This window comes from Fictibacillus enclensis (assembly GCF_001457035.1).
GTDB lineage: Bacteria > Bacillota > Bacilli > Bacillales > Fictibacillaceae > Fictibacillus_C > Fictibacillus_C enclensis.
On sequence record NZ_KQ758619.1, the window covers coordinates 219,920 to 246,392 of the forward strand.

27 protein-coding genes and 1 pseudogene are annotated in these 26,473 nt (G+C 45.7%); 24 read left to right on the top strand and 4 right to left on the bottom strand.

What is annotated here, in order from left to right; all coding sequences use genetic code 11:
- The first annotated feature begins 3 nt into the window (after positions 1-3).
- The 21 genes from AS030_RS16430 (at position 4) to AS030_RS16535 (ending at position 20,626) form a co-directional block, all read left to right on the top strand.
- Positions 4-1,104 (top strand): NADH-quinone oxidoreductase subunit D, encoded by a 1,101-nt coding sequence (locus tag AS030_RS16430; protein ID WP_061973588.1) that lies wholly within the window; start codon positions 4-6, stop codon positions 1,102-1,104.
- Positions 1,104-2,108, top strand: a complete 1,005-nt coding sequence (nuoH, locus tag AS030_RS16435; RefSeq protein ID WP_061973590.1) for an NADH-quinone oxidoreductase subunit NuoH — start codon at positions 1,104-1,106, stop codon at positions 2,106-2,108. Before AS030_RS16430 ends, nuoH begins: the two co-directional genes overlap by 1 nt.
- Before the next feature lie 28 nt (positions 2,109-2,136).
- Complete coding sequence (gene nuoI, locus AS030_RS16440) at positions 2,137-2,556, top strand: NADH-quinone oxidoreductase subunit NuoI (RefSeq protein WP_061973592.1); 420 nt, start codon at positions 2,137-2,139, stop codon at positions 2,554-2,556.
- Positions 2,553-3,065, top strand: a complete 513-nt coding sequence (locus tag AS030_RS16445) for an NADH-quinone oxidoreductase subunit J (protein ID WP_061973594.1) — start codon at positions 2,553-2,555, stop codon at positions 3,063-3,065. The genes nuoI and AS030_RS16445 overlap by 4 nt, the downstream gene beginning before the upstream one ends.
- The gene (nuoK, locus tag AS030_RS16450; protein ID WP_061973596.1) at positions 3,062-3,376 is read left to right on the top strand and encodes an NADH-quinone oxidoreductase subunit NuoK; all 315 of its coding nucleotides are present in this window, start codon (positions 3,062-3,064) and stop codon (positions 3,374-3,376) included. The genes AS030_RS16445 and nuoK overlap by 4 nt, the downstream gene beginning before the upstream one ends.
- 16 nt (positions 3,377-3,392) lie before the next feature.
- A complete protein-coding gene (gene nuoL, locus AS030_RS16455; protein WP_061973598.1) occupies positions 3,393-5,261 on the top strand; it encodes an NADH-quinone oxidoreductase subunit L in 1,869 nt (622 codons plus the stop codon).
- On the top strand, positions 5,258-6,766 hold the full coding sequence (locus AS030_RS16460) for a complex I subunit 4 family protein (protein ID WP_061973600.1): 1,509 nt from the start codon (positions 5,258-5,260) through the stop codon (positions 6,764-6,766). Before nuoL ends, AS030_RS16460 begins: the two co-directional genes overlap by 4 nt.
- Before the next feature lie 4 nt (positions 6,767-6,770).
- The gene (nuoN, locus tag AS030_RS16465) at positions 6,771-8,288 is read left to right on the top strand and encodes an NADH-quinone oxidoreductase subunit NuoN (RefSeq protein WP_061973602.1); all 1,518 of its coding nucleotides are present in this window, start codon (positions 6,771-6,773) and stop codon (positions 8,286-8,288) included.
- A gap of 199 nt (positions 8,289-8,487) precedes the next feature.
- Positions 8,488-8,721, top strand: a complete 234-nt coding sequence (locus AS030_RS16470) for a DUF1146 family protein (RefSeq protein ID WP_061973604.1) — start codon at positions 8,488-8,490, stop codon at positions 8,719-8,721.
- Between the two features lie 162 nt (positions 8,722-8,883).
- Positions 8,884-9,627, top strand: coding sequence for a YwmB family TATA-box binding protein (locus AS030_RS16475; RefSeq protein ID WP_141687108.1), 744 nt, complete (start codon positions 8,884-8,886; stop codon positions 9,625-9,627).
- Positions 9,628-9,657: 30 nt separating this feature from the next.
- Entirely contained in the window at positions 9,658-10,974 is a 1,317-nt protein-coding gene (gene murA / locus AS030_RS16480; RefSeq protein ID WP_061973608.1) for a UDP-N-acetylglucosamine 1-carboxyvinyltransferase, read from the top strand.
- 263 nt (positions 10,975-11,237) lie between these two features.
- On the top strand, positions 11,238-12,899 hold the full coding sequence (locus AS030_RS16485) for a M4 family metallopeptidase (protein WP_061973616.1): 1,662 nt from the start codon (positions 11,238-11,240) through the stop codon (positions 12,897-12,899).
- Positions 12,900-13,234: 335 nt separating this feature from the next.
- On the top strand, positions 13,235-14,257 hold the full coding sequence (gene spoIID / locus AS030_RS16490) for a stage II sporulation protein D (RefSeq protein ID WP_061973618.1): 1,023 nt from the start codon (positions 13,235-13,237) through the stop codon (positions 14,255-14,257).
- Positions 14,258-14,568: 311 nt separating this feature from the next.
- A complete protein-coding gene (locus tag AS030_RS16495) occupies positions 14,569-15,354 on the top strand; it encodes a stage II sporulation protein SpoIIQ (RefSeq protein WP_162264558.1) in 786 nt (261 codons plus the stop codon).
- A 735-nt stretch (positions 15,355-16,089) separates the two neighbouring features.
- Complete coding sequence (gene spoIIID / locus AS030_RS16505; protein WP_026677325.1) at positions 16,090-16,356, top strand: sporulation transcriptional regulator SpoIIID; 267 nt, start codon at positions 16,090-16,092, stop codon at positions 16,354-16,356.
- A gap of 191 nt (positions 16,357-16,547) precedes the next feature.
- A complete protein-coding gene (mreB, locus tag AS030_RS16510) occupies positions 16,548-17,549 on the top strand; it encodes a rod shape-determining protein (RefSeq protein ID WP_061973624.1) in 1,002 nt (333 codons plus the stop codon).
- A gap of 112 nt (positions 17,550-17,661) precedes the next feature.
- On the top strand, positions 17,662-18,480 hold the full coding sequence (locus AS030_RS16515) for a flagellar hook-basal body protein (protein WP_061973626.1): 819 nt from the start codon (positions 17,662-17,664) through the stop codon (positions 18,478-18,480).
- Positions 18,481-18,495: 15 nt separating this feature from the next.
- Positions 18,496-19,317 carry a flagellar hook-basal body protein gene (locus AS030_RS16520; RefSeq protein WP_061973628.1) on the top strand — a complete coding sequence of 274 codons (822 nt, stop codon included), beginning with the start codon at positions 18,496-18,498 and terminating at the stop codon, positions 19,315-19,317.
- Between the two features lie 14 nt (positions 19,318-19,331).
- A complete protein-coding gene (locus AS030_RS16525) occupies positions 19,332-19,640 on the top strand; it encodes a DNA-directed RNA polymerase subunit beta (RefSeq protein ID WP_061973630.1) in 309 nt (102 codons plus the stop codon).
- A gap of 134 nt (positions 19,641-19,774) precedes the next feature.
- A complete protein-coding gene (gene fabZ / locus AS030_RS16530; RefSeq protein WP_061973632.1) occupies positions 19,775-20,203 on the top strand; it encodes a 3-hydroxyacyl-ACP dehydratase FabZ in 429 nt (142 codons plus the stop codon).
- Positions 20,204-20,419: 216 nt separating this feature from the next.
- Positions 20,420-20,626 carry a hypothetical protein gene (locus AS030_RS16535; protein WP_061973635.1) on the top strand — a complete coding sequence of 69 codons (207 nt, stop codon included), beginning with the start codon at positions 20,420-20,422 and terminating at the stop codon, positions 20,624-20,626.
- 241 nt (positions 20,627-20,867) lie between these two features.
- Here AS030_RS16535 and AS030_RS16540 read toward each other — a convergent pair whose 3' ends face one another.
- Complete coding sequence (locus AS030_RS16540; protein WP_061973637.1) at positions 20,868-21,140, bottom strand: hypothetical protein; 273 nt, start codon at positions 21,138-21,140, stop codon at positions 20,868-20,870.
- Between the two features lie 319 nt (positions 21,141-21,459).
- Between AS030_RS16540 and AS030_RS16545 the strand changes: the two genes are divergently transcribed.
- From AS030_RS16545 to AS030_RS16555, 3 genes are all read left to right on the top strand, one after another.
- Positions 21,460-22,512, top strand: a complete 1,053-nt coding sequence (locus AS030_RS16545; RefSeq protein ID WP_061973639.1) for a processed acidic surface protein — start codon at positions 21,460-21,462, stop codon at positions 22,510-22,512.
- A complete protein-coding gene (locus AS030_RS16550; RefSeq protein WP_061973641.1) occupies positions 22,513-23,190 on the top strand; it encodes a class D sortase in 678 nt (225 codons plus the stop codon).
- Positions 23,191-23,299: 109 nt separating this feature from the next.
- Positions 23,300-23,809 (top strand): GNAT family N-acetyltransferase, encoded by a 510-nt coding sequence (locus tag AS030_RS16555; protein WP_061973643.1) that lies wholly within the window; start codon positions 23,300-23,302, stop codon positions 23,807-23,809.
- A gap of 14 nt (positions 23,810-23,823) precedes the next feature.
- Here AS030_RS16555 and AS030_RS16560 read toward each other — a convergent pair.
- The 3 genes and pseudogenes from AS030_RS16560 to AS030_RS16570 all read right to left on the bottom strand — a co-directional run.
- Positions 23,824-24,114: pseudogene (locus AS030_RS16560) on the bottom strand (phenolic acid decarboxylase); the annotation flags it as partial.
- Positions 24,115-24,120: 6 nt separating this feature from the next.
- Positions 24,121-24,813 carry an OmpA/MotB family protein gene (locus AS030_RS16565; protein WP_061973645.1) on the bottom strand — a complete coding sequence of 231 codons (693 nt, stop codon included), beginning with the start codon at positions 24,811-24,813 and terminating at the stop codon, positions 24,121-24,123.
- Positions 24,814-24,819: 6 nt separating this feature from the next.
- Complete coding sequence (locus AS030_RS16570) at positions 24,820-26,388, bottom strand: hypothetical protein (RefSeq protein ID WP_061973647.1); 1,569 nt, start codon at positions 26,386-26,388, stop codon at positions 24,820-24,822.
- Positions 26,389-26,473 lie beyond the last annotated feature (85 nt).

A 26,473-nucleotide genomic window follows, 5' to 3' on the forward strand; every position in this document is an offset into this window, starting at 1 on the left:
CCAGTGATCCGCACCGAAGAAATGCTGTTGAACGTCGGCCCGCAGCACCCCAGTACTCATGGGGTTTTCCGGATCGTTCTGAAAATAGATGGAGAGACCATTGTAGAAGCCAATCCTGTCATCGGTTACCTTCACAGAGGAACTGAAAAGCTGGCCGAAAACCTTCAATACACACAAATTATCCCGTATACCGACCGAATGGATTATCTGGCAGCCATGACCAACAACTATGTGATTTGTCACGCGGTGGAAACCATGATGAATATCGAAATCCCTGAGCGTGCCGATTATCTTCGTGTTTTGGTGATGGAGCTTGGAAGGGTTGCGAGCCATCTGGTGTGGTTTGGAACCTATCTGCTTGATATTGGCGCCATGAGCCCTTTTCTCTATGCCTTCCGCGAAAGAGAGGCCATTATCGGCTTTTTAAATGAGATCTCCGGAGCCCGCCTGACATTCAATTACATGCGGATCGGCGGTGTAAAATGGGACGCTCCTGAAGGATGGATCGAAAAAGTCAGGGATTTTGTGCCTTACATGCGGGAACAGCTTGCAGGATATCATGATCTGGTGACGGGAAATGAGATCTTTTTGAACCGTGTGAAGGGAATTGGATTTTATTCCAAAGAAGAAGCGCTGGATTATTCGCTGAGCGGTGCAAACCTCCGGTGTACAGGAATTGAATGGGATCTCAGAAAAGACGAACCCTATTCCCTTTACGATCGGTTTACATTTGACGTTCCCGCGTTTGACAGCGGCGATGCCTGGGCGCGCTATCAATGCAGAATGGCGGAAATCGAGGAATCTCTGAAGATCATTGAACAAGCTGTCGAACAATTTCCGGAAACCGGAGAGGTTATGGCCAAGGTGCCCAAAATCATTAAACCGCCTAAAGGAGAAGCCTTTGTACGGATTGAGTCTCCGCGGGGAGAAATTGGCTGCTATATTGCATCGGAAGGGAAAAAGGAGCCGTACCGCCTGAAGTTCAGGAGGCCTTCCTTCTACAATCTTCAGATCCTGCCCAAGCTTCTTGTCGGTGAAAATATCTCCAACCTGATTACCATTCTCGGCGGTATCGATATCGTGTTAGGGGAGGTGGACGGCTGATGGTGAATGACTTGTTAACCTCGCCACCAGGGTGGATTCATGCAGCGATCTTTTTGGGATTGGGAGCATGCCTCCTGGTGATCGTCCTCGGTTTTGTAACGTATGCCATTCTTGCGGAGCGGAAAGTGCTTGGCTTTATGCAGCTTCGCCCCGGGCCAAACCGGGTCGGAGGGCGATTCGGGCTGTTGCAGACAGTAGCTGACGTAATGAAGCTGCTGATCAAGGAAGATACCATTCCAAAGGCAGCGGACAAACCGCTTTTCGTATTGGCTCCTGTTCTTGCGTTTGCTCCGGCCTTTATGGTACTGGCGGCCATTCCTTTTTCCGATCATCTGAAATTTTCCGATCTTAGCATTGGTCTTTTGTATTACATAGCCATATCTGGTATTACCACAGTAGGGATTTTGATGGCGGGTTGGGCCTCCAACAATAAATATTCCCTGCTTGGGGGGATGAGGTCAGCCGCCCAGATGATATCCTACGAAATTCCTCTCGTCGTCTCGGTTGTCGGCGTGATTATGTTCAGCGGAAGCCTGAACCTGACAGAGATTGTCGAGGGGCAGAAAACGGTGGCATACATGTTTTTGTCGCCACTTGGATTTATCGTTTTTCTCATTTCCTCCATTGCCGAGTTGAACCGGACGCCGTTTGATTTGCCGGAAGCTGAATCAGAGCTGGTTGCCGGGTATCATGTGGAATACTCAGGCTTCCGCTGGGCGTTTTTCATGCTGACTGAATATGTGTATCTGTTTGCGATGGCAGCCCTGACGACGGTTCTATTCTTAGGCGGATGGAATCCTGTTCCGTTCTTGGGCTTCATCCCGGGAATCATCTGGTTTGCCCTTAAATTCAGCCTGATTGTTTTCTTTATGATCTGGGTACGCGGCACCATGCCCCGATTAAGAGCAGACCAGCTGATGGAATTCGCCTGGAAGGTTCTTTTGCCGGTTGCTCTTCTCAATATTTTTGTAAGTGCTGTGGTAAAGGAACTTTTTTTAAGATAGGCAATCTGCAGAATAGGAGTGGTGCATAATGAAGGGTCTTGCGAAAGGCTTGAAATATACACTCAGCAACTTAACAAAGCAGAACGTGACAACACAGTATCCGGATGTTCCTCTTCAAATGCCTGACCGGTTCAGGGGCATTCAGAAGTTCTATCCGGAAAAATGCATTGTCTGTAATCAATGTGCAAACATCTGCCCGACAGACTGCATTCAGCTTACTGGAAAACCCCATCCTGATCCGGGCAAAAAGGGGAAAATCATTGATACGTATGATATCAACTTTGAAATTTGCATTTTGTGTGACTTGTGTACAGAGGTTTGCCCGACTGAGGCGATTGTTATGACGAACAACTTTGAATTGGCGGAATACAGTCGGGATGAATTGTTTAAAGACCTGGTCTGGCTGGATGAAAACGACAAGAACGTAAGGAAGGAGAATAAAGCATGACCGGTGAGAGTATTGCTTTTTTTATCCTTGCGTTAACGGCGATTGCAGGCGGAGTCATGATGATCAATATGTCCAACGTCATTCATATGGTGGTTGCGCTCGTATTTACTTTTCTCGCCATCGCGGGAATTTATATTACGCTCTCCGCCGAGTTTGTGGCCGCCGTACAGGTGCTGATCTACTCGGGGGCTATTACGATCATTATGCTGTTTGGTATCATGCTGACCCGGCATGAGCGAATGACGGAATGGAAATTGCCAAAAATGACCGTTTTATTGTCGGGAGCAGGAATCCTTGTGTTTTTCCTGATCATGTTTTTTGGTATTAACCGTCTCAGCCTTGGAAATCCGGCGACCGACCTTCATATTGATAACACGAAAAAAATTGGCGTTGAGCTTTACTCAAAATATGTCATTCCTTTTGAATTAACATCGGTCTTGCTTCTCGTAGCCTTAATCGGCGCTATTGTCATTGCAAAAAGGGATGATGAGAAGGAGGCAGGCAAATGAGTACGATTCCTTTATCGGTCTACCTGGTGCTTGCGCTCATTTTGTTTTGTATCGGATTGTTTGGCGCTCTCACCAAGCGCAACGCGGTGATTGTGTTAATCTCCATTGAATTGATGCTGAATGCAGTGAATATTAATCTGGTGGCTTTTGCGAAATATGGAGTAAATCCGGGTCTTACAGGGCAGATTTTTTCGTTGTTTACCATAACGGTTGCTGCTGCTGAAGCTGCAGTGGGCCTTGCCATTTTAATGGCTCTGTATCGTAACCGCAAGACTGTTAATGTGGATGAAATGGATATTATGAAGCGCTAAAAAGGGGTTGGAAATGATGATGCAGAATGCCTGGCTTATACCACTGTTACCGCTGCTATCCTTCATCCTTCTTTTACTTTTTGGAAAAAAGTTAAAGGAAGCCTCTGCTTATGCTGGTATTCTATTAACTTTTCTTTCTCTGGTTTTGTCTGTCATTGTCATGGCCGGCCAATGGGGGGGAGAGTCCTATAAAGCAGAAGGACTGTGGCTAAATATCGGAAACCATCCTGTAACAATGGGGTTTGAGATTAACCCGCTGAATGCATTGATGCTTGTTGTCGTCTCGCTTGTAAGCTTTCTCGTGCATTTGTATTCCAAAGGCTATATGCACGGAGATGACCGCTTTCATGTGTTTTTTGCCTATCTTGGTTTGTTCACCTTTGCCATGCTCGGCCTTGTATTGTCACCAAACTTGCTTCAGGTCTACATTTTTTGGGAGCTCGTGGGGCTCGGTTCATTTTTGCTGATCGGTTACTATTACTTTAAGCCGGAAGCAAAGGCAGCTGCTAAAAAGGCGTTTATTATGACCAGAATCGGGGATGTCGGTCTGTTTATTGGCATTATTCTCTTATTCTGGCAAACGGGAAGCTTCGAATACGATGAGATTTTCAAAGCGATAGGAAATAAAATCATTTCACCGGACATGATTACGCTGACAGCCATTCTGATTTTTGTTGGAGCCGTCGGAAAATCAGGCCAGCTTCCTCTCCATACCTGGCTTCCGGATGCCATGGAAGGCCCGACCCCGGTATCTGCGCTCATTCACGCAGCAACAATGGTAGCTGCAGGTGTCTATCTGGTGGCTTCCATGTACCCGCTGTTTGAAGCATCCGCCGCAGCGATGACCACAGTCGCAGTGGTAGGTGGGATAACCGCGGTCTTTGCGGCATCTATTGGTTTAATGCAGAAAGACATTAAACGGGTGCTCGCTTATTCGACAGTCAGCCAGCTCGGTTATATGATGCTCGCTCTTGGCTCGGGGAGCTATACAGCCGGAATCTTTCATTTAATGACACATGCCTTTTTTAAAGCGCTGCTCTTCCTTGCCGCAGGCAGTGTCATCCATGCAGTACATACGCAAAACATTGAAGAAATGGGCGGACTGTGGAACAAGCTGAAAGTAACAGCTCCCCTGTTTTTAATTGGTGCCCTGTCGATTTCCGGTTTTCCTCTGTTCTCCGGTTTCTTCAGTAAGGATGAAATTCTGATGGCGACCTATGAGAACGGAAGGTATGTTTTGTTTACCTTGGCGCTGATCGCCGCCTTTTTCACCGCGTTCTATATGTTCCGGCTGTTTTTCATGGTGTTCTCCGGAAGTCCTGCCAATCACACTCAGGAAGTCAAAGAGTCTGAAATATCCATGAAGGTTCCCATGCTTGTACTGGGGCTGCTTGCGATTGTGGCCGGGTACTTGAATACCCCGTGGTTCGGATCATTTTTAGAGGATTACCTGAGCCAGGGACCTGTATCATTTTCAACAGAGGAAGTGCATGGTCCGGTGTGGATTCCGGTTCTTGCTGTTGTTCTGTCTTTGGCAGGGATCGCTCTTGCCTATGTGATGTATGGAAAGAAAACATTGGCGAGAGACTGGCTGTCCCGTTCCTTCCCATCATTAAGCTCCCTCATCTACAACAAGTATTATGCGGATGAAATCTACCAGGCTACGGTAGTCAGAGGGACTACGGTTTTCAGCTATTTTTGGAGCTATGTCGACCGGTATTTGGTGGAAGCCGCTGTCAACGGCACAGCAGGGCTTGTTCACTGGATCGGTAAAAAAGGGTCTGAATTCCACAATGGCCAGGTGCAGAGGTTTGGCGCCATCGCTCTTGCCGGTTTGGTTCTCCTGCTGCTAATCTTTGCCGTTACAGGGGGGTATTTCTCATGAATTATATGCTGTCCCTGCTCGTATTCTCACCACTCGTCGGCATCCTTGCATTAAGCTTTCTCTCATGGAAAAACGAGAGGGCCATCAAGCTTGCCGGATTGTTCGGTACGCTTCTGCCGCTGATCCTCGTTCTGATCGCCGCGGCCGGTTTTCACTCCTCTGTTTCAGGTCTTCAGATGACCGAGCAGGCAAACTGGATTTCCTACACATTGGAAGGCCTCAATGGAAGCATGCAGTTGAAAATCAACTACGAACTGGGCATTACCGGCCTTTCTCTCGTTCTGTTGATATTAACGGCAGTTGTATCCTTTCTTGCAGCGCTCGCCTCGTGGAACATGAAGAATGCTTCAAAAAGCTTTTTCATCTTCTTTTTGATCCTGGAACTGGGCATGCTGGGCGTATTTGCTTCCCAAAATTTATTTTTATTCTTCATCTTCTTTGAAATCACGCTGATTCCCATGTTCTTTCTTATTGGTCGATGGGGATATGCCGACAGGGAAAAAGCCGCCTACAGCTTTTTAATCTATAACGGAATCGGTTCAGCGATTCTGCTGATTGTGTTTGTTGCCCTGTTCATGAAAACAGGTACTCTGAATTATGGAGAATTGACAAAAATACTGGCAAGCCCGGATGGAGCAGCCGTTGCAGGAAGCACGTTCCGTCTGTCTGTCCTTGTTTCGCTGCTGATTGCGTTTGGGATCAAGCTTCCCATCTTTCCGCTTCATACGTGGATGCTCAGGGTTCACGTTCAGGCACCGCCTTCCATTGTCATGCTTCACTCCGGAATTCTCCTGAAGATTGGAGCTTATGGGCTTTTCACGTTCGGTGTGGGCTTCTTTCCTGAAGAATTTAAGAAACTGGGTGTTTTAATTGCCATCCTGGGTGTGATCAATCTGTTGTACGGTGCTTTTCTGGCCATCGTTCAAACCGATCTGAAAAAAGTACTCGCCTATTCATCGGTATCTCATATGGGCATTGTGCTGATTGGGCTGGCAGCCATGAACGAAGCGGGTGTGAAGGGAGCCATCTTCCAGCTCGTCTCTCACGGCCTTATCTCTGCGCTGTTGTTCTTTCTGATTGGCGTACTATACGAGAGAAGCGGCTCTTCGGATATACAGGACTTCAGCGGCCTTGCAGCAGCGATGCCCGTCACTGCAGGGGTACTGCTTGCCGGAGGACTTGCATCTCTTGGTTTGCCGGGGATGTCAGGGTTTATCAGTGAATTCCTTGCCTTTATTGGTCTTTTCCAAACGATGCCCATTATCGCAGCGATAGGCGCCCTTGGCATCATCCTGACTGCGGTTTACATTCTGCGTGCTGTACTTGCCGTTACCTTTGGACCGAAAAAAGAAACGCATTCCGCTTTTAAGGATCTGACCGTCCTGGAGAAAGTTCCTGCTTTTGTGTTATTGGCCCTCGTACTGTTGATCGGGGTCTATCCTGAAATTCTGAGCAAATCACTAACCACTGTTTTAGATACAATCTTGTTAGGCTTAAGGGGGTAGCCCGATGGATTTGCAAACCTTAACTTCAATGAATTGGGGTATCATGGCGCCGGAATTTACTGTGCTGGGAACAGCGTTGCTTTTGTCTTTGCTGGATTTGTTCATGCCCCGGCAAAAAAGCCGCAGGATCCTCGGCATCCTGTCTGCCGCTGGGATTGTCCTGGCTTCGGTCTTTTTGTTTCTGCAGTTCAGCCATGAACCCGCTTCCTTGTTTCATGATATGTACCGGCTCGATTCCTTTTCAAAAGCGTTTAAACTGATTCTTCTATTGGGAACAGGGCTGATTTTAATTTTGGCTTATGATTATAAAATGGACCGCGAAGAGGAATACCGAGGAGAATTTTATTATCTTCTGCTGACCGCTTTGCTTGGCGGTCTTATCATGGCTTCAAGTGCTGATATGATCACGCTGTTTATTGGCCTTGAACTCCTTTCTTTATCTTCGTATGTAATGGCGGGTCTGCGGAAGCGGGACAAAGAATCCAACGAAGCATCTTTTAAATACGTAGTAACAGGTGGAATTTCCACCGCGATTACCTTATTTGGGATGAGTTATATCTTTGGGCTGACCGGTGAAACGAACCTTTATACCATCGGAAATGCCCTGCAGGATACGAGTATTCTGCAAAATCAGTTCTTAATCGCGTTTGCCTTTTTCATCACCTTTGCCGGGCTGACATTCAAAATTGCATCTGCGCCTTTTCACATGTGGGCACCGGATGTTTACCAGGGATCACCTCTTCCGGTTACCGCTTTTTTGAGTGTGGTCTCCAAGACAGCCGGTTTCGCGCTGATCCTGCGGTTTTTCTTGCTTGTCTTCAGTTCAGCACCCGGAATTAAGGGAGACCCGCTGCTGTTTCAGGTTCAGCCCTACCTTGCTTTTCTTGCAGGAGCTACCATGATTGCAGGAAACCTTGCTGCCCTCCGCCAGCGGAATATAAAGCGGTTGTTTGCTTATTCTTCCATCGCGCAGGCCGGTTATATTCTGGTTCCGTTTGTCTCAGTCTCAGCGATGCTTTTTGAAACCACATGGTTTTATTTGCTGGCTTACCTGTTTATGAACATTGGTGCTTTTGCTGTTATTCAGGAAGTGACCGCACACAGTAAAACCCACGATATTTCGGGGTTTGCAGGGCTGTATCGGCGTTCGCCGTGGCTTGCGATCGCCATGACCATTTTTATACTTTCGTTGGCAGGGATTCCGGCAACCGCCGGCTTCATTGGGAAATTCGGCATCTTCATGAATGCGCTTGGTGCCTCCCAAGGCCATTATGTCTTAGCCGGTATACTCGTCGGAACCACCGTAATTTCCTATTTTTATTACTTCAATATCATTGGACAAATGTTTTTCCGGCCGGAACATCAGGAAGGAAGATTGCTGCATAAAAAAGGGCTGCTTCTTGTGACGGCAGTGTGTGCGGCAGCGACTGTTATTTTAGGAATTCTCCCAGGTACGGCATTGCATTTCTTTTATGAACAATTTCAGCTGACGGATTTTTTCCAGACAATGGAACAAAAATAAGGATCTGCCAAGAAGGCAGGTCCTTTATTTTTTTATAAAGCGCTTACATAACTTTCAGATTTGTCAATATTGGAAACAGCTAAAAAAATAGGACTTTTGTCTGTTCCTTTGTGGTAGAATTCAGTTTATGCTACGTTCTATTGGCATGTGCTATCATGGTGGTTAGCTAATAACTCCTAAATGGCAAGGAGGAAACAAAATGTTTGAACAATCCGGGCAGCAGGCGCTGCTTGATATCCTTGTTCACCTGCTTTTCATTGGAATTACATGGTGGGCCATGCAGGCATTAAATTTCGACACTTTTATCAGAAAAGGCAAAGTGATTCAGGCCAGAGTGCTTTTCATACTCGTAACCATTGCTCTTGCCAGCCTCGTAAGCAACTTCTTTCTCGCATATTTGAACTATTCCACACAGCTAAAATATTTATTTTAATGAACAATGAAACAACCATATGAACCCTATTTTAAGCAAAAGATTGTGCAATGTTTAACAAAATAAGCTGCGGGATAATGTCGGAATATGACTTCAACTTCCATGAATAACGTGCCTTCCTCTGGCAAGAATGAGAAATAGAGGAGAGGGCGGGTGGAAGTTATGAAGAAAAACATTGTTTTGTTTTTTGTTATTTTATTTTTGTTTCACTCTTACCAAGTCATTCATGCTCAGGAAATGAAAAGCTTTACCAAGCTTTCAGAAATGAAGCATGCTATGGATCAAAGCAATATAGATGTTAAAAATTGGTCCCTTTATACAAAAGGGAGTATAGGTTTTGTGAATGATGTAAATGGGTATCGTCAAAAAGCGGCATTATTAAGGAATGCAGCTGAAGGATTTAAATGGAGCGGACTGAATACGAATGAGCACTTCAAAATTACCGGGGTGCGGATTTCAGCGTCAGGACACATAAAAGAACGCCTTACGCTGGTAGCCTACCCCCAAAAAGGAAAGCTTGCAACGTATCTTGTTTATGCGGCAAAAGGAAAGGGCTGGAATAAAGTACAAGTTCAGCAATTTGCCCGAATGTACCAGGATAGGGTCGCAACCTATTTTGAGGGAAAAAGTTCAACTTTCTCTTGTATCTCTGGGATACATAATGGTACAATGGATTTTGGTTTGTATAAACAAGCGCTTGGGCTCATGACAACGTTCTCCGCTGTTCCTGTTGAACAACTCAAGGAAGAGACGTTTGTATCAATCTCGGCATATACTGAGCATTGGGATGAGAAAATTAACACAGCTCATAAAGCAATGAATCTGCAGATTGCAATCAGAAATCAAGGAATGGGCGGCCAAACAGCCGTCACAATTGGAACACCAATAATTACGTCTGAATATTAATATAGAAATTGGACGCGGAGGGGAATATCGTTGGAAAAAATCATTGTCCGTGGTGGTAGGCGGTTAGAAGGCTCTGTGAAAGTTGAAGGAGCAAAGAATGCCGTACTGCCTGTCATCGCAGCATCCATTTTAGCCAGTAAAGGCACAAGCACGATTAAAGATGTGCCGACCCTTGCTGATGTATATACGATTAACGAGGTTTTGCGTTATTTAAATATTGAAGTTAAGTTTGAGAACGGCCAAATCAAAGTTGACGCTTCCAGTACTCTAAAAACAGAAGCTCCTTTTGAGTATGTCCGCAAAATGCGCGCTTCTTTCCTGGTAATGGGACCGCTTCTTGCGCGTGTCGGGATTGCCAGAATTGCTTTGCCGGGAGGCTGCGCCATCGGATCACGTCCGATTGACCAGCATTTAAAAGGCTTTGAAGCCATGGGTGCAACAGTTAAGATTGGTAACGGATTTATCGAAGCAAGCATTGATGGCCGTTTGAAAGGCGCGAAAATTTATCTCGACTTCCCAAGTGTTGGAGCAACCGAAAACATTATTATGGCTGCTGCTCTTGCTGAGGGAACCACCATTCTCGAAAACGTTGCGAAAGAGCCTGAAATTGTGTGCCTTGCAAACTACATCAACTCCATGGGAGGAAAAGTAGTTGGAGCTGGGACAGGAACCATTCGCATTGAAGGCGTGGAAGAATTGAATGGTGCCGAGCATACGGTTGTTCCGGACCGCATTGAAGCAGGTACTTATATGGTAGCTGCTGCGATTACCGGAGGAAACGTATTGGTGGAAGGCGCAATTTCTGAACACCTTCGCCCATTGATCGCCAAGATGGAAGAGATGGGAATCGAAATTAAGGACGAAGATAAAGGTCTTCGTGTCATTGGGCCAAAAGAACTAAAGCCTGTGGACATTAAAACGATGCCGCATCCAGGATTTCCGACAGATATGCAATCACAAATGATGGCATTGCTTCTTCGGGCGAGCGGTACAAGTGTCATTACAGAAACCGTTTTTGAAAACCGCTTTATGCACGTAGAAGAATTCCGCCGCATGAACGGTGATATTAAAATTGAAGGTCGCTCTGCTGTAATCAATGGACCTGTTTCCTTACAGGGAGCAGAAGTTGCTGCTACAGACCTTCGTGCAGGAGCAGCTCTTGTTCTTGCTGGATTGGTCGCAGACGGCTATACGCGAGTGACCGAGCTGAAACACATTGACCGTGGATACGTGAGATTTACAGAAAAGCTCCGTGATCTGGGCGCTGATATTGAGCGTGTCAATGAAGAGTCAACGAAAGTTGAAAAAGAAGAAACATCGGTATCATTAAAATCTAATCTTGCATAATTCATATTGAGAGCTTCCCGCAATTTTTGCGGGAAGCTTTTTATACGTCTGAGTCATGTCAATAGTGCCAATAGCAGATTCTACTTTATGGAAATGCAGGGATATAGACCCAGGTGGCATTTGAAGTCACTTTAGTTTAGTAAAATATAATCAAAATTTTTTGAATAGTGTGAATTTAAAAATAAATAGTGTACTATTAGATGGCAAGGCAATCCACCAAGTGGATTGCCTTGCCATTCTATTAGAAAAAGGGGATACTGTTTATGAAGAAAAAGGCTCTGGCATTAGGATTATCAGTCGGTATGGCAGCTTCTTTACTTTCTCCTGTCAGTTCGCTGGCTGCACCCAAAAATGTATTTTCAAGCTACAAGGTCAGCCAGGAAAAAGGAACGCCGGAATTTGTTTCAGGCAGTTTGACTAAAGCTTCAGGGCACAAAGCGGAAGCGGTTGTATTGGGATATTTGGACCAGCAGAAGAGTGCCTATAAATTGGGATCACAAAAGGCTCAGGATTCATTTACCGTAGCGTCTAAACAGAAAGACAAGCTCGGATCAACGGTATTGCGACTTCAGCAAGTGTATCAAGGGGTTCCGGTCTGGGGCTCTACACAGGCAGCAGTAGTGGACAAGGAGGGCGTCTTGAAGGCGGTGTCTGGTTCGGTGGCCCCAAACCTTGAACAAAAGAGCGGCCTGAAGAATACAAAAAAGATTTCTGCAAAGAAAGCCATTGCTAAGGCTGTAAGCGACTTAGGCTACACGCCTGATTATGAAAAAGCACCGACTGCCGATCTCGTTGTTTATACATCCGGCAAAGAAGCGGTCTATGCCTATCTTGTCAATTTAAACTTCCTTTCTCCTGAACCGGGGAACTACAATTATTTTGTGGAAGCGGCAACGGGTAAAATTATAAATAAATATAACAATATTGATGAAGCTCACGGACAGCAGGCTGCCGGCAAGCCGGGCGGAACACTGACGGGAACCAATGCGACTGGAACAGGAAAAGGTGTATTGGGAGATTCCAAAACATTGAGGACCTTATTGTCCGGTTCTACGTATTACCTGCAGGATAACACAAGGGGAAGCGGAATCTTTACATATGACGGAAAGAACCGCCAGTCTCTGCCAGGCTCTCTATGGGCCGATGCGGATAATGCTTATAACGCCACATATGATGCGCCTGCTGTAGATGCTCACTATTATGCCGGCGTCACGTACGACTATTATAAAAATGTATTCGGAAGAAATTCCTATGACAATAAAGGCGGCGCTTTAAAATCAACGGTTCACTACAGCCGGAATTACAATAATGCGTTCTGGAATGGATCGCAAATGGTTTACGGAGACGGGGATGGAACGACTTTTGTTCCTCTTTCCGGGGGAATTGACGTTGTAGCCCATGAATTAACCCATGCGGTTACAGACACCAGCTCCGACTTGGTGTACCAAAATGAATCTGGGGCACTAAATGAAGCCATCTCTGATATCTTTGGTACACTCGTCGAATATTACGACAACCGCAATCCCGATTATGAGATCGGTGAGGATATTTATACGCCAAAGGTTGCAAATGATGCACTCCGCTCCATGAGTGATCCCACAAAGTATGGTGATCCTGATCATTACTCTAAGCGATACACAGGTACAAGCGATAACGGAGGCGTACACACAAACAGCGGAATTATCAATAAGCAAGCCTACTTGCTCGCTGTTGGGGGAACCCACTATGGCGTAACCGTTCCCGGCATTGGAAACAGCAAGCTTGGAGCCCTGTACTATCGTGCCAACACGGTTTATCTGACGGCAAATGCGACGTTCAGCCAGGCTAGAGCCGCTCTTGTTCAATCAGCGGTCGATCTTTACGGAGCCGGATCGGCAGAAGTGAACGCGGTAAACAAATCATTTGATGCTGTAGGTGTCTATTAAAATGCATGAAAGGGGCTGTCCTGAAAGTCAGAAATTGACCTTCAGGCAGCTCTTTTTTGCGTAAAAAGCTTCCATGAAAAGTTGATTGAAGTGGAGGGTGCGAGACTCCTGTGGGACTAGCGTGACAGGTGAGACTCCCGCAGGCGCCTGCGCCAAGAGGCTCACCGCACGCCCCACGGAAAGCGAGCGGCCTGGAACGAAAATCAACGGCTTCCAGACTTCTTGGACAGCCCCTCTTTCTATGAAGCAAAACGATAGAGTAAAAAACAAGTTCTAATAGGGTGCGGTACTCCATAAATTGTAAAGACTAATCAAATTAGTGGAGGCCAGCCTGAATGTTCATACGACTGAAGCCGATCAGCTTCTATCTCTCTATTTTTGTACTGGTTCTTGTTCTGATTCCAGCTCTCGTCGTGCTTCCCTATTCTTCCAAAGCACCGCAATTGCTAGAAGCAAAGCCAAAGAAAATGCAGCAGAAATCCGTAGAAACGCTTTCCTCTACCCTGGCTGTTCCGGTATACCGGACAGTGGAAGAAAAGGTAGAGAAGGTGCCGCTCGAAGATTATGTAAAAGGGGTTGTCGCGTCGGAAATGCCTGCTGATTTTGAAATGGAAGCCTTAAAAGCACAGGCGCTGACAGCGAGAACCTATATCGCTCGTATGCTTGCGAACAAGAAGGATGTGAATCTACCAGGCGGAGCAGCGGTCACTGATTCCATCCTCTACCAGGTGTATAAGAGCGATGATGAGCTGAAAAAGCTCTGGGGCAGTGATTATGAGAAGAAGATGCAGAAAATCACCAAGGCCGTAGCAGCAACCCGGGGAGATATTCTAACGTACGACGGACAGCCCATTTTCGCCAGTTTTTTCTCGACCAGCAATGGATATACCGAGAACAGTGAGGATTATTGGGGCACAAAATATCCTTATCTCAAAAGTGTGAAAAGCCCCTGGGACAAAAACACCCCTAAGTTTTCACAGAAGCAGGAGATTCCTCTTTTAGAGGTGGAAAGTAAATTGGGAGTTGGGATTAAGGACAATGGATTAATTGGTAAGGTAACCAACAGAACCGAGGGTAACAGAATAGCCAGCATCACCATTGGCGGAAAAACTTTTAAAGGAAAAGACGTCCGTGAAAAACTGGGGCTTCGTTCATCGGATTTCACCCTGACAAGAAAGGGTAACAAAGTAATCGCGGATACCAAAGGGTTTGGCCATGGCGTAGGCATGAGCCAGTATGGTGCCAACGGAATGGCAAAGGACGGTAAGAATTATAAAGAGATCGTCAAGTATTATTATAAAGGTATCGCCATCACCGCTTATCATCCCCAGGAAGAACAATCCACCGTAAAAAAATAATCAAACCCGGCGCAATTGGCCGGGTTTTTTGCTGTACATCTCTTTGGAACAGGGGGCAAAAATTATCATTGATTTGTTGACTGAAGGGAAAGGGGCGAGACTCCTGGAACGAAAGTCAATCCCTCTTGAAAAAAGTCATGCATAAATTTCTTCCTTTTGTCGAAAAATAAATTCCGGAAATTTTTCATGCCAAAGTATATATTTTCTGAATTCTGTTCAGAATGGTTGCTGAGGTGATGATAAAAATGAAAGATGAAGAAAAGCAAACCCAAAAAACAGTTCCTCTAAAAGGGAGGAGAATGGGGAAATTCATGAAAAAACGTTGGGTATATCCCGCAATCTATCTCGCATTTGCTGCTGTCGTTCTGGCTTCTGTGCTTTGGTATCAAAACGGTGCTTCCAATTCTAAAGATACGCCGAATGGTGCATTCCAAAATAATGAAAAAGCCGTACCGGTCAGTGTTTCCAAGGAAGTTTTCAAAATGCCGGCCAAGGATCCAAAAAGCGTAGTGATCAAAAAAGAATTCTTTAACCCGGATGCATCAGCAAAAGAACAAGAAGCTGCTCTCGTATTTTATAATAATATCTACTACCAAAACAAAGGAATTGACCTGTCTACTGAGAGCGGAAAAACGTTTGATGTCACTGCTGCTATGAGTGGTAATGTTACAAAATCCGTGAAAGACCCTGAGCTTGGATATGTGGTAGAGGTTGAACATGCCAACGGCTTAATCACTCACTACTCTTCGCTTGCTTCCGTTAAGGTAAAAGAAGGCGACATGGTAAATCAAGGTGAAGTTGTCGGTGCTGCCGGCCAGAACCTGTATGACAAGGATGCTAAAATCCATGCTCACTTTGAAATCCGCAAAGACGGAATCGCCGTTGATCCTGTATCAGCGTGGAACCAGTCTGCTTCCCAAATCGAGAAGCAAGTGGACAAGCAAGAACAAGCAAGCAAAAAAGATGAAAAAGCTTCCGTTGAAAAAGAAAAGTCTGACGCTGCAAAAGAAAGCAGCGCAGCTCCTAAGCAAAAACAGGAAAAAGAATCTTCTTCAACAAGCGAAAATACAAAAGAATCCTCAACCAATGATAATTGAGGAAAACGATAGGCAGCCTGCATAGCGCAGGCTGCTTATTTGTTGTTTGGCAGTCTTGCGATTATGAAAATGATTGGTTAGCCTTCCAATGCTGATCGCCTCTGAACGCCTGCTTCAGCTTTTCTTGATCTAGCTTCAGCAGGCAGAGGCTCGATCATTTCAGTCTTTTTCAGAAAACAAAAAGCGTTTTATGAAAAAGCCTTCCAATGCTGATCGCCTTTGAACGCCTGCTTCAGCTTTTCTTGATCTAGCTTCGGGGACCAAATAGGACGAAAAAGGTTCACTTTCGTCCCTGCTATGCCGTTTCACTCTCTCACAAAATACAAAAAGCGTATTTGTGTTCGAGAGTTCCAACGTCTTCGCTTTTAAACGGTCACCTCAGCTTTTCCTGATCCAGCTTCAGCAGGCAGAGGCTCAATCATTTCAGTCTTTTTCAGAAAACAAAAAGCGTTTTATGAAAAAGCCTTCCAATGCTGATCGCCTCTTAACGCCTGCCTCAGCTTTTCTCCTTGTCCCAGTTGAGATTTTGGCATATATGTCCGTTCGTCTTAATAAGATGATACAAAACCTACAATTCTTTTGAGGGTGAGCGGTGAGAAGACGTAGTATGGCTGCGGTGAGAAGGGGACGGGACACTCTAAACATCATGAAAAACACACACAAGGACAGGTCGCGTAGCTTGAACATAGAAGTCTCTATCGCATCTCTCACATCCAATTTGGGGAGGCGAGTGGTGTGCACGATTACATCAAAGAACGAACCATCAAGATAGGAAGGTATATCGTGGAGACAAGAAAAACTGTGCGTATGATCGCAAAAGAATTTGGTGTCTCGAAAAGCACCGTTCATAAAGATCTGACGGAACGATTACCTGAGATTAACCCGGATTTGGCGAACAATGTGAAAGAGATTCTGGAGTATCATAAGTCCATCAGACATTTGCGGGGTGGTGAAGCGACACGTGTAAAATACAAAAAAGGAGCGGAGGAAGTCGTCCAATAAGAGGGCTCACCTGAAAGCGGCATGCAAATCTGCATGCCGCTGAGTTATGCTTAAAGAAAATGTCTTAAAAAATTAACATATTTTTTCCCAGTTCAACAAAAGTTATGATAGAATGTTTTATTGGATAGAAATTCGAAAATTGACGAAATTTGTAAGATGTGCTGGTTGAAACATACAGGGAGGACTTTTGAATGTTTTCAAGGGATGTTGGTATTGATCTCGGTACGGCCAATGTATTGATTTATGTAAAGGGCAAAGGCATTGTACTGGATGAGCCATCCGTGGTCGCAATCGACACGAACACGGGAAAAGTGCTGGCTGTCGGTGAAGAAGCCCGAAGAATGGTGGGGCGGACCCCCGGCAACATCGTGGCCATCCGCCCGCTGAAAGACGGCGTGATCGCCGATTTTGAAGTAACAGAGCAAATGTTAAGACATTTTATTAATAAAATAAATGTAAAGGGCATGTTTACCAAACCGAGAATACTGATATGCACCCCTGCGAACATTACCTCTGTAGAACAAAAAGCCATACGGGAAGCGGCCGAGAAGTGCGGCGGCAAGGCGATTTATCTGGAAGAAGAACCAAAAGTGGCAGCTGTCGGTGCCGGAATGGACATTTTCCAGCCAAGCGGCAATATGGTCGTTGATATCGGTGGAGGAACAACGGATGTGGCGGTTCTGTCCATGGGTGATATCGTTACTGCCTCTTCGTTAAAAATGGCAGGGGACAAGCTGGACGGCGAAATCCTTAATTATATAAAGAAAGAATACAAGCTTTTGATCGGAGAAAGAACATCAGAAAACATTAAATTGAATGTGGCTACTGTATTCCCTGGAGCACGGGATGAAGAAATGGATATCCGGGGCCGGGACATGGTAACGGGGCTGCCGCGTACCATTACCATTCGTTCGGAAGAAATTACACAGGCGCTGCTTGAGCCGGTTATGATGATGGTGCATGCGGCCAAAAGTGTGCTTGAAAAAACACCGCCTGAGTTATCAGCGGATATTATTGACCGCGGTATAATTCTAACGGGCGGCGGGGCTTTGCTGCACGGAATTGATCAATTATTTGCACAAGAATTGAGAGTTCCGATTTTTATTGCGGAAGAGCCGATGAAAGCCGTGGCCAATGGAACGGGTCTTATGCTCGAACACATGGATAAATTGCCAAAGCGAAGATTCAAATAAATGATAATGTAAGCCCGTCAAAAAAGGCGGGCTTTTCTCTTTTTCCTTCATATTGAAAAAAACCTGCCGATACTAAACGTATACAGACTGTTCGGAAAGAGGAGGCTCAATTATGCTGAGAGGATTTTATACAGCAGCGGCCGGTATGATTGCTCAGCAGCGGCGGCAGGAAATGCTGAGCAACAATATTGCCAACATCAATACACCTGGCTATAAAGCCGATCAAACATCACTGAGGGCGTTTCCAACCATGCTGCAGCAGCAAATGGGAGGCACAGAGGGGGTGGCAGGCCAAAAGGCTGGGCAACGGCCGATTGGCAATCTGGCCACAGGTGTTTACGTACAAGATGCGGTACCGAATTTTGTTCAGGGAGACCTGCAGGAAACCGGCATAGGGACCGATCTCGCCATTTTGCAGGGATCACTTCCCGTGGACCGGAAAACCGGAAAACCTGGCTCACTGTTTTATACTGTTGAGACGAAAGACGGAGAGACAAGATACACCAAGAACGGGCATTTTACGGTGGATACCGCTAATCATCTGGTGACTGCAGAAGGGAACATTATACTGGATGAGAAAGGAAACCCGATTACGGTATCAAGTGAGAATTTCACGGTCAGCCCGGATGGGACGATCCTCGATCAGGGCCGTAACGCAGGCAGGATTGGTGTTTCACTGATTTCGAATCCAATGGATCTCGTCAAGGAAGGAGACGGCCTGTTCAGGCTTACACACCCCGGTTCAGCAGCCGTTTATACGGGGACCGGCTTTCAGATCAAGCAGGGATTTATTGAGCGCTCTAACGTGGACGCTGAGCAGGCTATGACAGATATGATGTCGGCCTACCGTTCATTTGAAGCCAATCAGAAAGTACTTCAGGCATATGACAGGAGCATGGAAAAAGCGGTGAATGAAGTGGGCAGAATCTGATAGGAGGATACGTTAGTGAACACATCCATGATTAATGCATCGGTAACGATGGGGCAGCTTCAGCACAAGCTGGATACGACAGCCAACAATATGGCAAACAGCAATACTACCGGCTTTAAATCAAGAGATGTTCAGTTTTCCGACCTGTTGTTTCAGCAGATCAACAACAAACTGGACGGACGGAATGAACAGGGACGGCTTACACCCGCAGGGATCCGCTCGGGCAGTGGAGCAAGGGTTGGCACTACCGGATTGAACCTTGAGATGGGGGCATTGAAAACAACAGACCGCGCGCTTGATCTTGCACTGGTAAAGCCTGGATTGTTTTTTCAAGTTCAGGGGACGGGTACAGACGGTGAAGACAGTATTGAATATACGAGGGATGGAGCATTTTATCTGAAGCCAGGCAGCGCCAAGGGTGAGCTGGATCTTGTTACTTCAGACGGCAATGCGGTTATCGGCCAAAATGGTCCGATTCGGATTCCTGAGAACTATAAAGAAATTTCTATTGGACAAAACGGGAATCTTTCGGTAACGTTAGATAATGGAAGGATCATCAACAGCGGCCGATTGGCACTGGTTGAGGCGGTCCACCCCCAGCAGTTTATCGCGGCGGGGCACAATTTTAGAATTCCGGCTGGTGTAAATACCAATCAAGTGGTACGGGCTGCAAACCCGGGCAACACGGACTTGAAGCAGGGCGCCCTTGAAATGTCCAATGTGAATGTAGGAAACGAAATGACGGAGATCGTCAATATGCAGCGGTCCTACCAATTTAACGCCCGCACCATTACGATGGCGGACCAAATGATGGGACTGGTCAACGGAATTCGTTAACAGGTGATGAAAAGATGGCTAACGAACTCAGCAGGGAAGAGTACCGTAAAAATAAAATAGAAGAATCCAGGCAGAAGGAAGCGGTAAAGACAAAGGAACCGAATCCACAAGAAAGCGAGAATCAAGAGACGGAAACCGTAAAGTCAAGAAGAAGGCGCTTCCCGATTTGGCTTCGCTTGATTGTTATTGCTGTTTTAATGGTAGTTTGCCTTATGGCTGGAGCAATCATCGGCTATTCCGTGGTAGGCGACGGGAAAGCTGGAGATGTCTTCAAGAAGGAAACATGGATGCATATTTCCGATTTGATTAATCAAAAAAAGTAATGAATCACAGATAGAAAGAGGGGGCTATAAGCCTTCTTTTTTTGAGCCATTGGATTAACCTTTTTCAATCATGTATAATGTCCAGAGACACATAGAAAGCTAACTACGTAATTAGAGGTAAAGGAGTCATTTCCATGAAATTAAACATTGAACAAATTAAAGAAATTATTCCCCACCGCTATCCGTTTTTATTGCTGGATACGATTGAAGAACTGGAGCCGGGAAAGCGTGCAGTCGGTAAGAAGAACATCACTGCCAATGAAGAAGTCTTTAATGGTCACTTTCCCAACTATAATATCTTTCCGGGCGTTATGACATTGGAAGCTTGTGCGCAAACAGGCGCGGTGGCTCTTCTCTCCATGGAAGAATACAAAGGTAAGATTGCCATGTTTGCCGGTGCAGATAAAGTACGATGGAAGCGTCAGGTAAGACCGGGAGACACACTTTTAATGGAAGTGGAGCTGCTTCAAATCCGCAGAGGAATCGGCAAAGGCAAAGTGACTGCTACGGTTGACGGAGAACTTGCCATGGATGCTGAAATTACTTTTGCAGTGGGAAAATAAAGTGAAGAGAGGGCCAGTAAACAGCGGTTTACGGCCTTTTTTGTCGTCTTTTTTTAAGCGCGTATCAATAACTTTAACCTACTGTAAAGCCTGTGTAAGGTATTGGTAAATCGGGTTTATACCTTGTTTTTTCTTGATATAGTAGGGATAGAACCGCTGATGATCAGGTGTAGCGTGGCGGTTCCAATCTGAACTGATCGAAGGGAGAACGATGGGATGAACAAAAGCTTTTTAATGAAAATTGGGGCTTCTCTTTTGGCGATTATGTTAATGACAGCTTGTAACAGCAACAGCGACACCGAAAAACAGGATTCCAGCAAAGGTACAGAACAGAAGGTAGATGACGAGAAGAAGGCTGACCAGACAAGCACTGACAGCGAAACAAAAGAAACAGGTACAGATACTGAAAAGTCTGATCAATAAATGTTAAAAAAGCACGCCCGGATAAGGGCGTGCTTTTTCATTTATACAAGCTTGATGTGATAGTCTTTCAGCCATGTGTTGACGTGAATCAAATATTCCATCAGCTTGGTGGCTTTATTAACGTTTACATAAACGTTAACTATGAACTATTTTTAGGGATTGAAAACCGTGTTTGCCATACTTGTGCTGTACTCCGCAATAGTCCGATGTGAGGAAAAAGAAAAACCGCTCTTGCAAGCGGTCAGTCTCTTGAATATTTGGCCAGGATTTCCTCGCGGGTGTCGGCGCCTTCCACTCCTGACCGTATAGCTGAAACGAGCAGGTCATACTCATCCTTGGTAATTTCCGCAACCGAATTTTTGGGAAAGATATAAGGCTTGCCGATATCCTTGGTATCCAACTCATTCATTAATTCGATTTCATCTTCCTTTTCCCGGCATTGGATGGGATCGAAGGTAAAGACTCTGCCGAATTCATCTTTAAACTCTCTATTCATATTGATAAAATAACGCAATGAACATTCTCCTTTCTATCCATTTCCTGTCTTACTAGTCATACCCGGTTTGATGGAGTTGGAGACATAAAAAACTATAAAACTTTTTTTCAAATCAGGGATAAAAAGCGAGATTTCGGGAATGATAGAAGTACCCCCTTTTTTATATATCTTTTTGTCTCCGCTTCCTTAAGAGGCGGCTTTTTTTTGCCTTTTTCAGGTTCCTTCCTGGCTTATTCTACCAAATATTCACCTATTAAATAGGTCTAAAGAACCATGTAATAAAACCGTAATAATCTATACTAGGATTAGGAAACTAAAACATATTCAGGAGGAACGAATGAAGAAGATTTTATTAAGCATGCTGGCTGTTCTCTTAACCTTTTACTTCTTGCCTGCAAATGCATTTGCGGCGGTCAAGGATACTGATCTTACGGCCTATCTAGCAGAAATAAGCAAGGAACGCGGCTATGAAATTAGCAAAGAAGACTATGAGAACTACCTTTCCGATTATGCCGACAGCAGCCTTTCGGATTTTAACACAGTGGAAGAACTAAAAAATTTCTTGGGGCCTGTGATCAAAAGCGACAACAGCAACCTTAATGAAATCTACAGCGAATATGATTTGAACGAACAGAAGCTAAAGGATCTGTTGGCAAAGAATGGCGAACAAATTGAGGATTACATTTATGTAGATGATCTTGATTTTGCTGTCTCCAGCCTCATGTACGGCGACGCAGGTTCAGATGAGATGCCAAGCGAAGAAGATCTTGCAGCCATCGAAAAGGAAATGCAGGGCGCTTTGGCGGAGATTGACCTGACACCAGAAGAGATCGATAACTTGATGAACCATCTGCTTTCCCTTGAAAAGGATCTCAATAACCCGGAAACTGAAAAACAATTGATGGCCATTATGGACCGTATGGCTGCCATAGATTCGGATCATCCGACAAAGGCGCAGATTCAGCAGGTTGGACAGGCATTTGAAGATTTGCTGTCCATCTTTCAAATGAAAGCTAAGTTTTATATTGTTGATGGGAACAAGAAAACAGCTGTGACTGCAGCGGAACTTATGCAGATGACCGTGCTGGAGGGAGATTACCTTTTAATCGAGCTTTATGACTTAAAAGGCAATCTTTTGGCAGATATGAAAATCACGTCTGATATTGCCAAGGGCAGTGCCGGGACAGTAGGTCAGGTATCAAAAACGGTAGAAAAAGCAGTGGCTTCTGCCCCGCAAAAGCCGGTTAAAGCACCAAGTCAAAAAACGCCGCGCACCGTAAACGGCGGAAAATTGCCAAAAACGGATTCCAACAACCTGGATGGCGCGCTGGCAGGATTGGCCATTATTGGAGCCGGATTATTTCTATACCGCAGAGCAAGGATGTCATAAATGACCGAGAGAAATCAAATGGAAAGAAGACGCCGGAAAAAAGGGCTTTTTCTTTCTTTTTCAATCATTGTTATTATATTGGGTGTCGGCATCTTTTCGAAATATCTTATGGAGTATTCCAAAGGATATTTCGCTGGTGAAAAGGTAGAGCCCAAAGCATATGCCCAGCATAAAAAGGAAGCTGACACGGGCAAGGAAACGGCCAAGGTGAGGAAGAATGTTCCGGTCCCTGCCAGGGAAAAACCGCTGTATAAAAAGAGACCTGAAATCGGAGAGAAGATGGGCACTCTTTATATACCAAAGCTCGAAGCCAGGCTCCCCATTTACCATGGAACAAACGAGGATGAACTGGCCAAGGGAGTCGGACATTATAAGGGAAGTGTTCTCCCCGGGGAGAAAGATAATTCTGTTCTGTCAGGACACCGTGACACGGTATTCCGAAGCCTGGGAAAGGTCGGAAAAGGAGATACGCTGGAAGTGACAACGTCTGCCGGCACCTTCACCTATAAAGTAAAAAAGGTCAGGATTGTTGATAAAGACGACCGGACGATCATTGTGCCGAAGCCGCGTGCGGTTTTGACGGTCAGCACCTGCTACCCGTTTGATTACATTGGTGCAGCGCCAAAGCGATATATTCTGGAGGCCTTTTTGGTTTCATCACAAGTAAGCAAATCATAACGCATGCGAGGGGTGGTATCATTTCCCTTCGCTTTTTTATTTTGTCTGGAGAAAGTAAATTTTGATAAAGTAATAGAGATGCGAAAGATTCTACAAAGGAGGATACACCATGGTACATATTCGGGATGCCCTTCCTCGCGATCTACCCGCGTTGTTGGATATTTATAATGAAGCCATCCGGACATTGACGGCTACCTTTGATCTGGAGGAGCAAACATTGGAGCAGCGAAAAAAATGGTTTGAAAAATACGGGGGTGCTTTCCCGCTGATCGTTGCCAAAGTGGACGGAAAGGTTGCCGGCTATGGCTCTCTCAGTCCTTTCAGGGATAAAGAAGCCTATGCCCGTACGACAGAAGTTTCCCTGTATATCTCATCAGAATTTCGGGGCCAGGGAATAGGGAAAGAATTAATGAAGGAAATCCTTCAGAGGGCCAGCAATCTTGGTTACCATACGGTAATCGGGGGGATTACAGGAGGGAACGAATCAAGCGTTCGCCTGCACAAACGTTTCGGCTTTGATTTTGTTGGCTGTTTGAAGGAAGTAGGGCACAAATTTGATCGGTGGCAGGATGTTCATTTTTATCAGCTTATATTGGATACTGAAAAAACGAAGGGATAGCACCCTTCGTTTTTTTATTTCAGCATTTTAAGTTTTCCGGCATGAATGTCGTCTGTCATTTCTTCGTATGAAGCTTGGGCTACCATGTTCTCATTGTGTACGCCGGCATTTTCAATAAATGTGATATCTGCAAATTCATGAATTACATATTTTGGATAGGTTTCATAATTCTCACCGGACTCATGCATAAGGTCAATGTGATCGTTTTGGTAGCAGACCGTAATCTCTGGATGTTCATGAACCCATTTCTGAATGAAGATGACACCATGCATACGTTTTTCTTTTGGCATAAAGTTCAGCGATAATTTTTTTTACTGCTGATTCACAATGTTCTTGAGTTTGTTTTGCCATTTGTTATCATCCAAAATGATCTGAAACGAGATCCGGCGGTTTTTTTGCAGAGCGGCAGGTGAGCTTCCCTTGGCGATCGGCTTGTATTCGCTGTATCCGGTGGCAGCGAGATACTGGGCATAGGGAAGGCGTGAGAGTTTCGGATTAGCTTTTGCCAGATATTTTACGACGGCGACCGCCCGTTCTGTAGAGAGGGACCAGTTGTCATACGGAACGGAATCGGTATGGCCTTCTACCAGAATAATATAAAGGTATTTACTCATGTCTTTTTCATCGATAATCTCCGCGAGCGCATCAGCCAGGGGGTTAAGAACCTTCTTCCCCTTATCGCTGACTTCTGCGCTTCCCGTATCAAACAGAATATTGCCCTCGACCGATATGGTATTGTTTGGCCCACGAACCACTTTATCTTTCCCCACATTTTTTTCAAGCTGTTTTTCGATCAGGTCCGAAATGTGCTTTTTCACATCGGCCACCTGGTGAAGCTCCTGTTTGATCTGTGATTGGTCATACGCATTATAAATGCTCTGAACGTACGCAAGAATGGCGATGAAAATCATGATGAGCACCATCATGGCCATCATATCGGTAAAGCTGGGCCAATAGATTTCTTCCTGGTGCTGTTCGGCAAACACATCTTTACGGGCACGCATGATTCATCACCGCCTTCTTGGTTCGTGCGAGCTTATGAGCCTTGCCTCATGTTCCCGGTTATCATAGACCGTCTGATTGTCCACGGCTGTCTGGTACATTCGCTGAAGCAGCTGGTACATGTCCCCGAGCGTCCGGTTGCTGCTGGTGAAGTCGCGCGACAGTCCATGAAAAAGGTTCTCCAGTGTCCGGGCAAGCTCCCGCATGTCATCATTGCGCTGAGGCTGGGATTGCTGGCTGATCTGCCTTTCCCTTTCCAGTACGTGGCGGATTTGTTCCACAAAATCCCGCTTGATATGCTCAACCGCATTGTAGAATCCTTTTTCAAGCAGCTGTACGGAAGAAGCAAAATCAGCGGCGGCCCTGCCGTATTCCCCTTGTTTTTCAGAATAGCGATAGTACCATTCTTCCTGTTTCTGGCCCAGCCGGTTTTCCAGGTTTTCATGCTGGCTGACATAATGCTGTAGCTGCTCCTGCATCACCCGGGTGAGGTTGCCGGCAAACTCCTCCGAACGGCGCTGGGATTCGACAAGCATTTTATCCGACCGCTGGATCAGCTGCTCGAATTTTTGCTGCCCGGCATTTTGGCGTTCGGCTCCTTTTTGGAACTGCTGTTCAAAAGCTTTGATCTGTGAAGTCAGGACACTGATGCTTTGATCCACCGCTTTATGCATGCTGTCCTGTTTTTCGGTGGTTTTTTGAAGCTGATTCCCGAATTGCTCGAGTGTGCTGGTGGAAGCGGCAAACGACTCGCTGTGCAGCCGCTGCGCATGCAGAATGCCTTTTACATCCTCCATGGCCGTTTTCAGCCCGGCTGTAAATTCGGTCATCGAGCTGCCGAATTCACCCACACTTCGCTGGAAGCTTTCTTCGATTTTCACTGCAAGTCGGTCGAGCAGACGTTCAGCTGAATCCTGGGGCTTTTCCTGCAATAAAAGGCTGTTGAAGGCATGATCGAGGTAAACCTCACAGTCCGACATGACTTTTCCTTGAAGGTACGTAAGGGAAGAGCCGCGGGAGAGGAAACCGGTTTGAAGAATATTGAGAATCAGAGCTCCGCCGATCCCTGCGATACTCGTAATAAAAGCAACGCTCATACCTTCAAACGGAGCAGTTAATGAGGAAATGATCGAATTCATGGTCATGGTCGGCCCGCTGGCGGCATTTCCAAGTCGGAACAGTGTATCCTGCATGGAAAGAAGGGAAAGGGTGAGGCCGATAAAAGTACCCAGCACCCCGAGTATGATGGTAAAAGCCGGAAGCTGCTGCATCACTTTTTGAATATTGCCCACAGGAACACGCATCAATCCGACCAAGGGAATGCGCTCCTGAAAGAGATGTTTTTCAATTAAAGCTTGTGTATTCAGGGACGATACACCAGACAAATGATATTGGCGATAATCCGAGCATACACGCTGGATCCAGCGGGAACGCGGCTGCATTGCAGTCCGGGTTTCAAGTTCCTGCAGCTCTCTGATCCAATTTTTCAGTCTATACCCTGTCTGGGCGTAACCAATCAGTCCGGTAAGAACCAAAATACCAATCAATCCAACAACGGCACTTGTTAACAAATCCATGCTGTCCACCCCTCCGTTTCCATACAAGCATATGAAGGGCAGGCACTGGCTAGTACACCGGGTTTACGCGCAAAAGCCCGTTCCC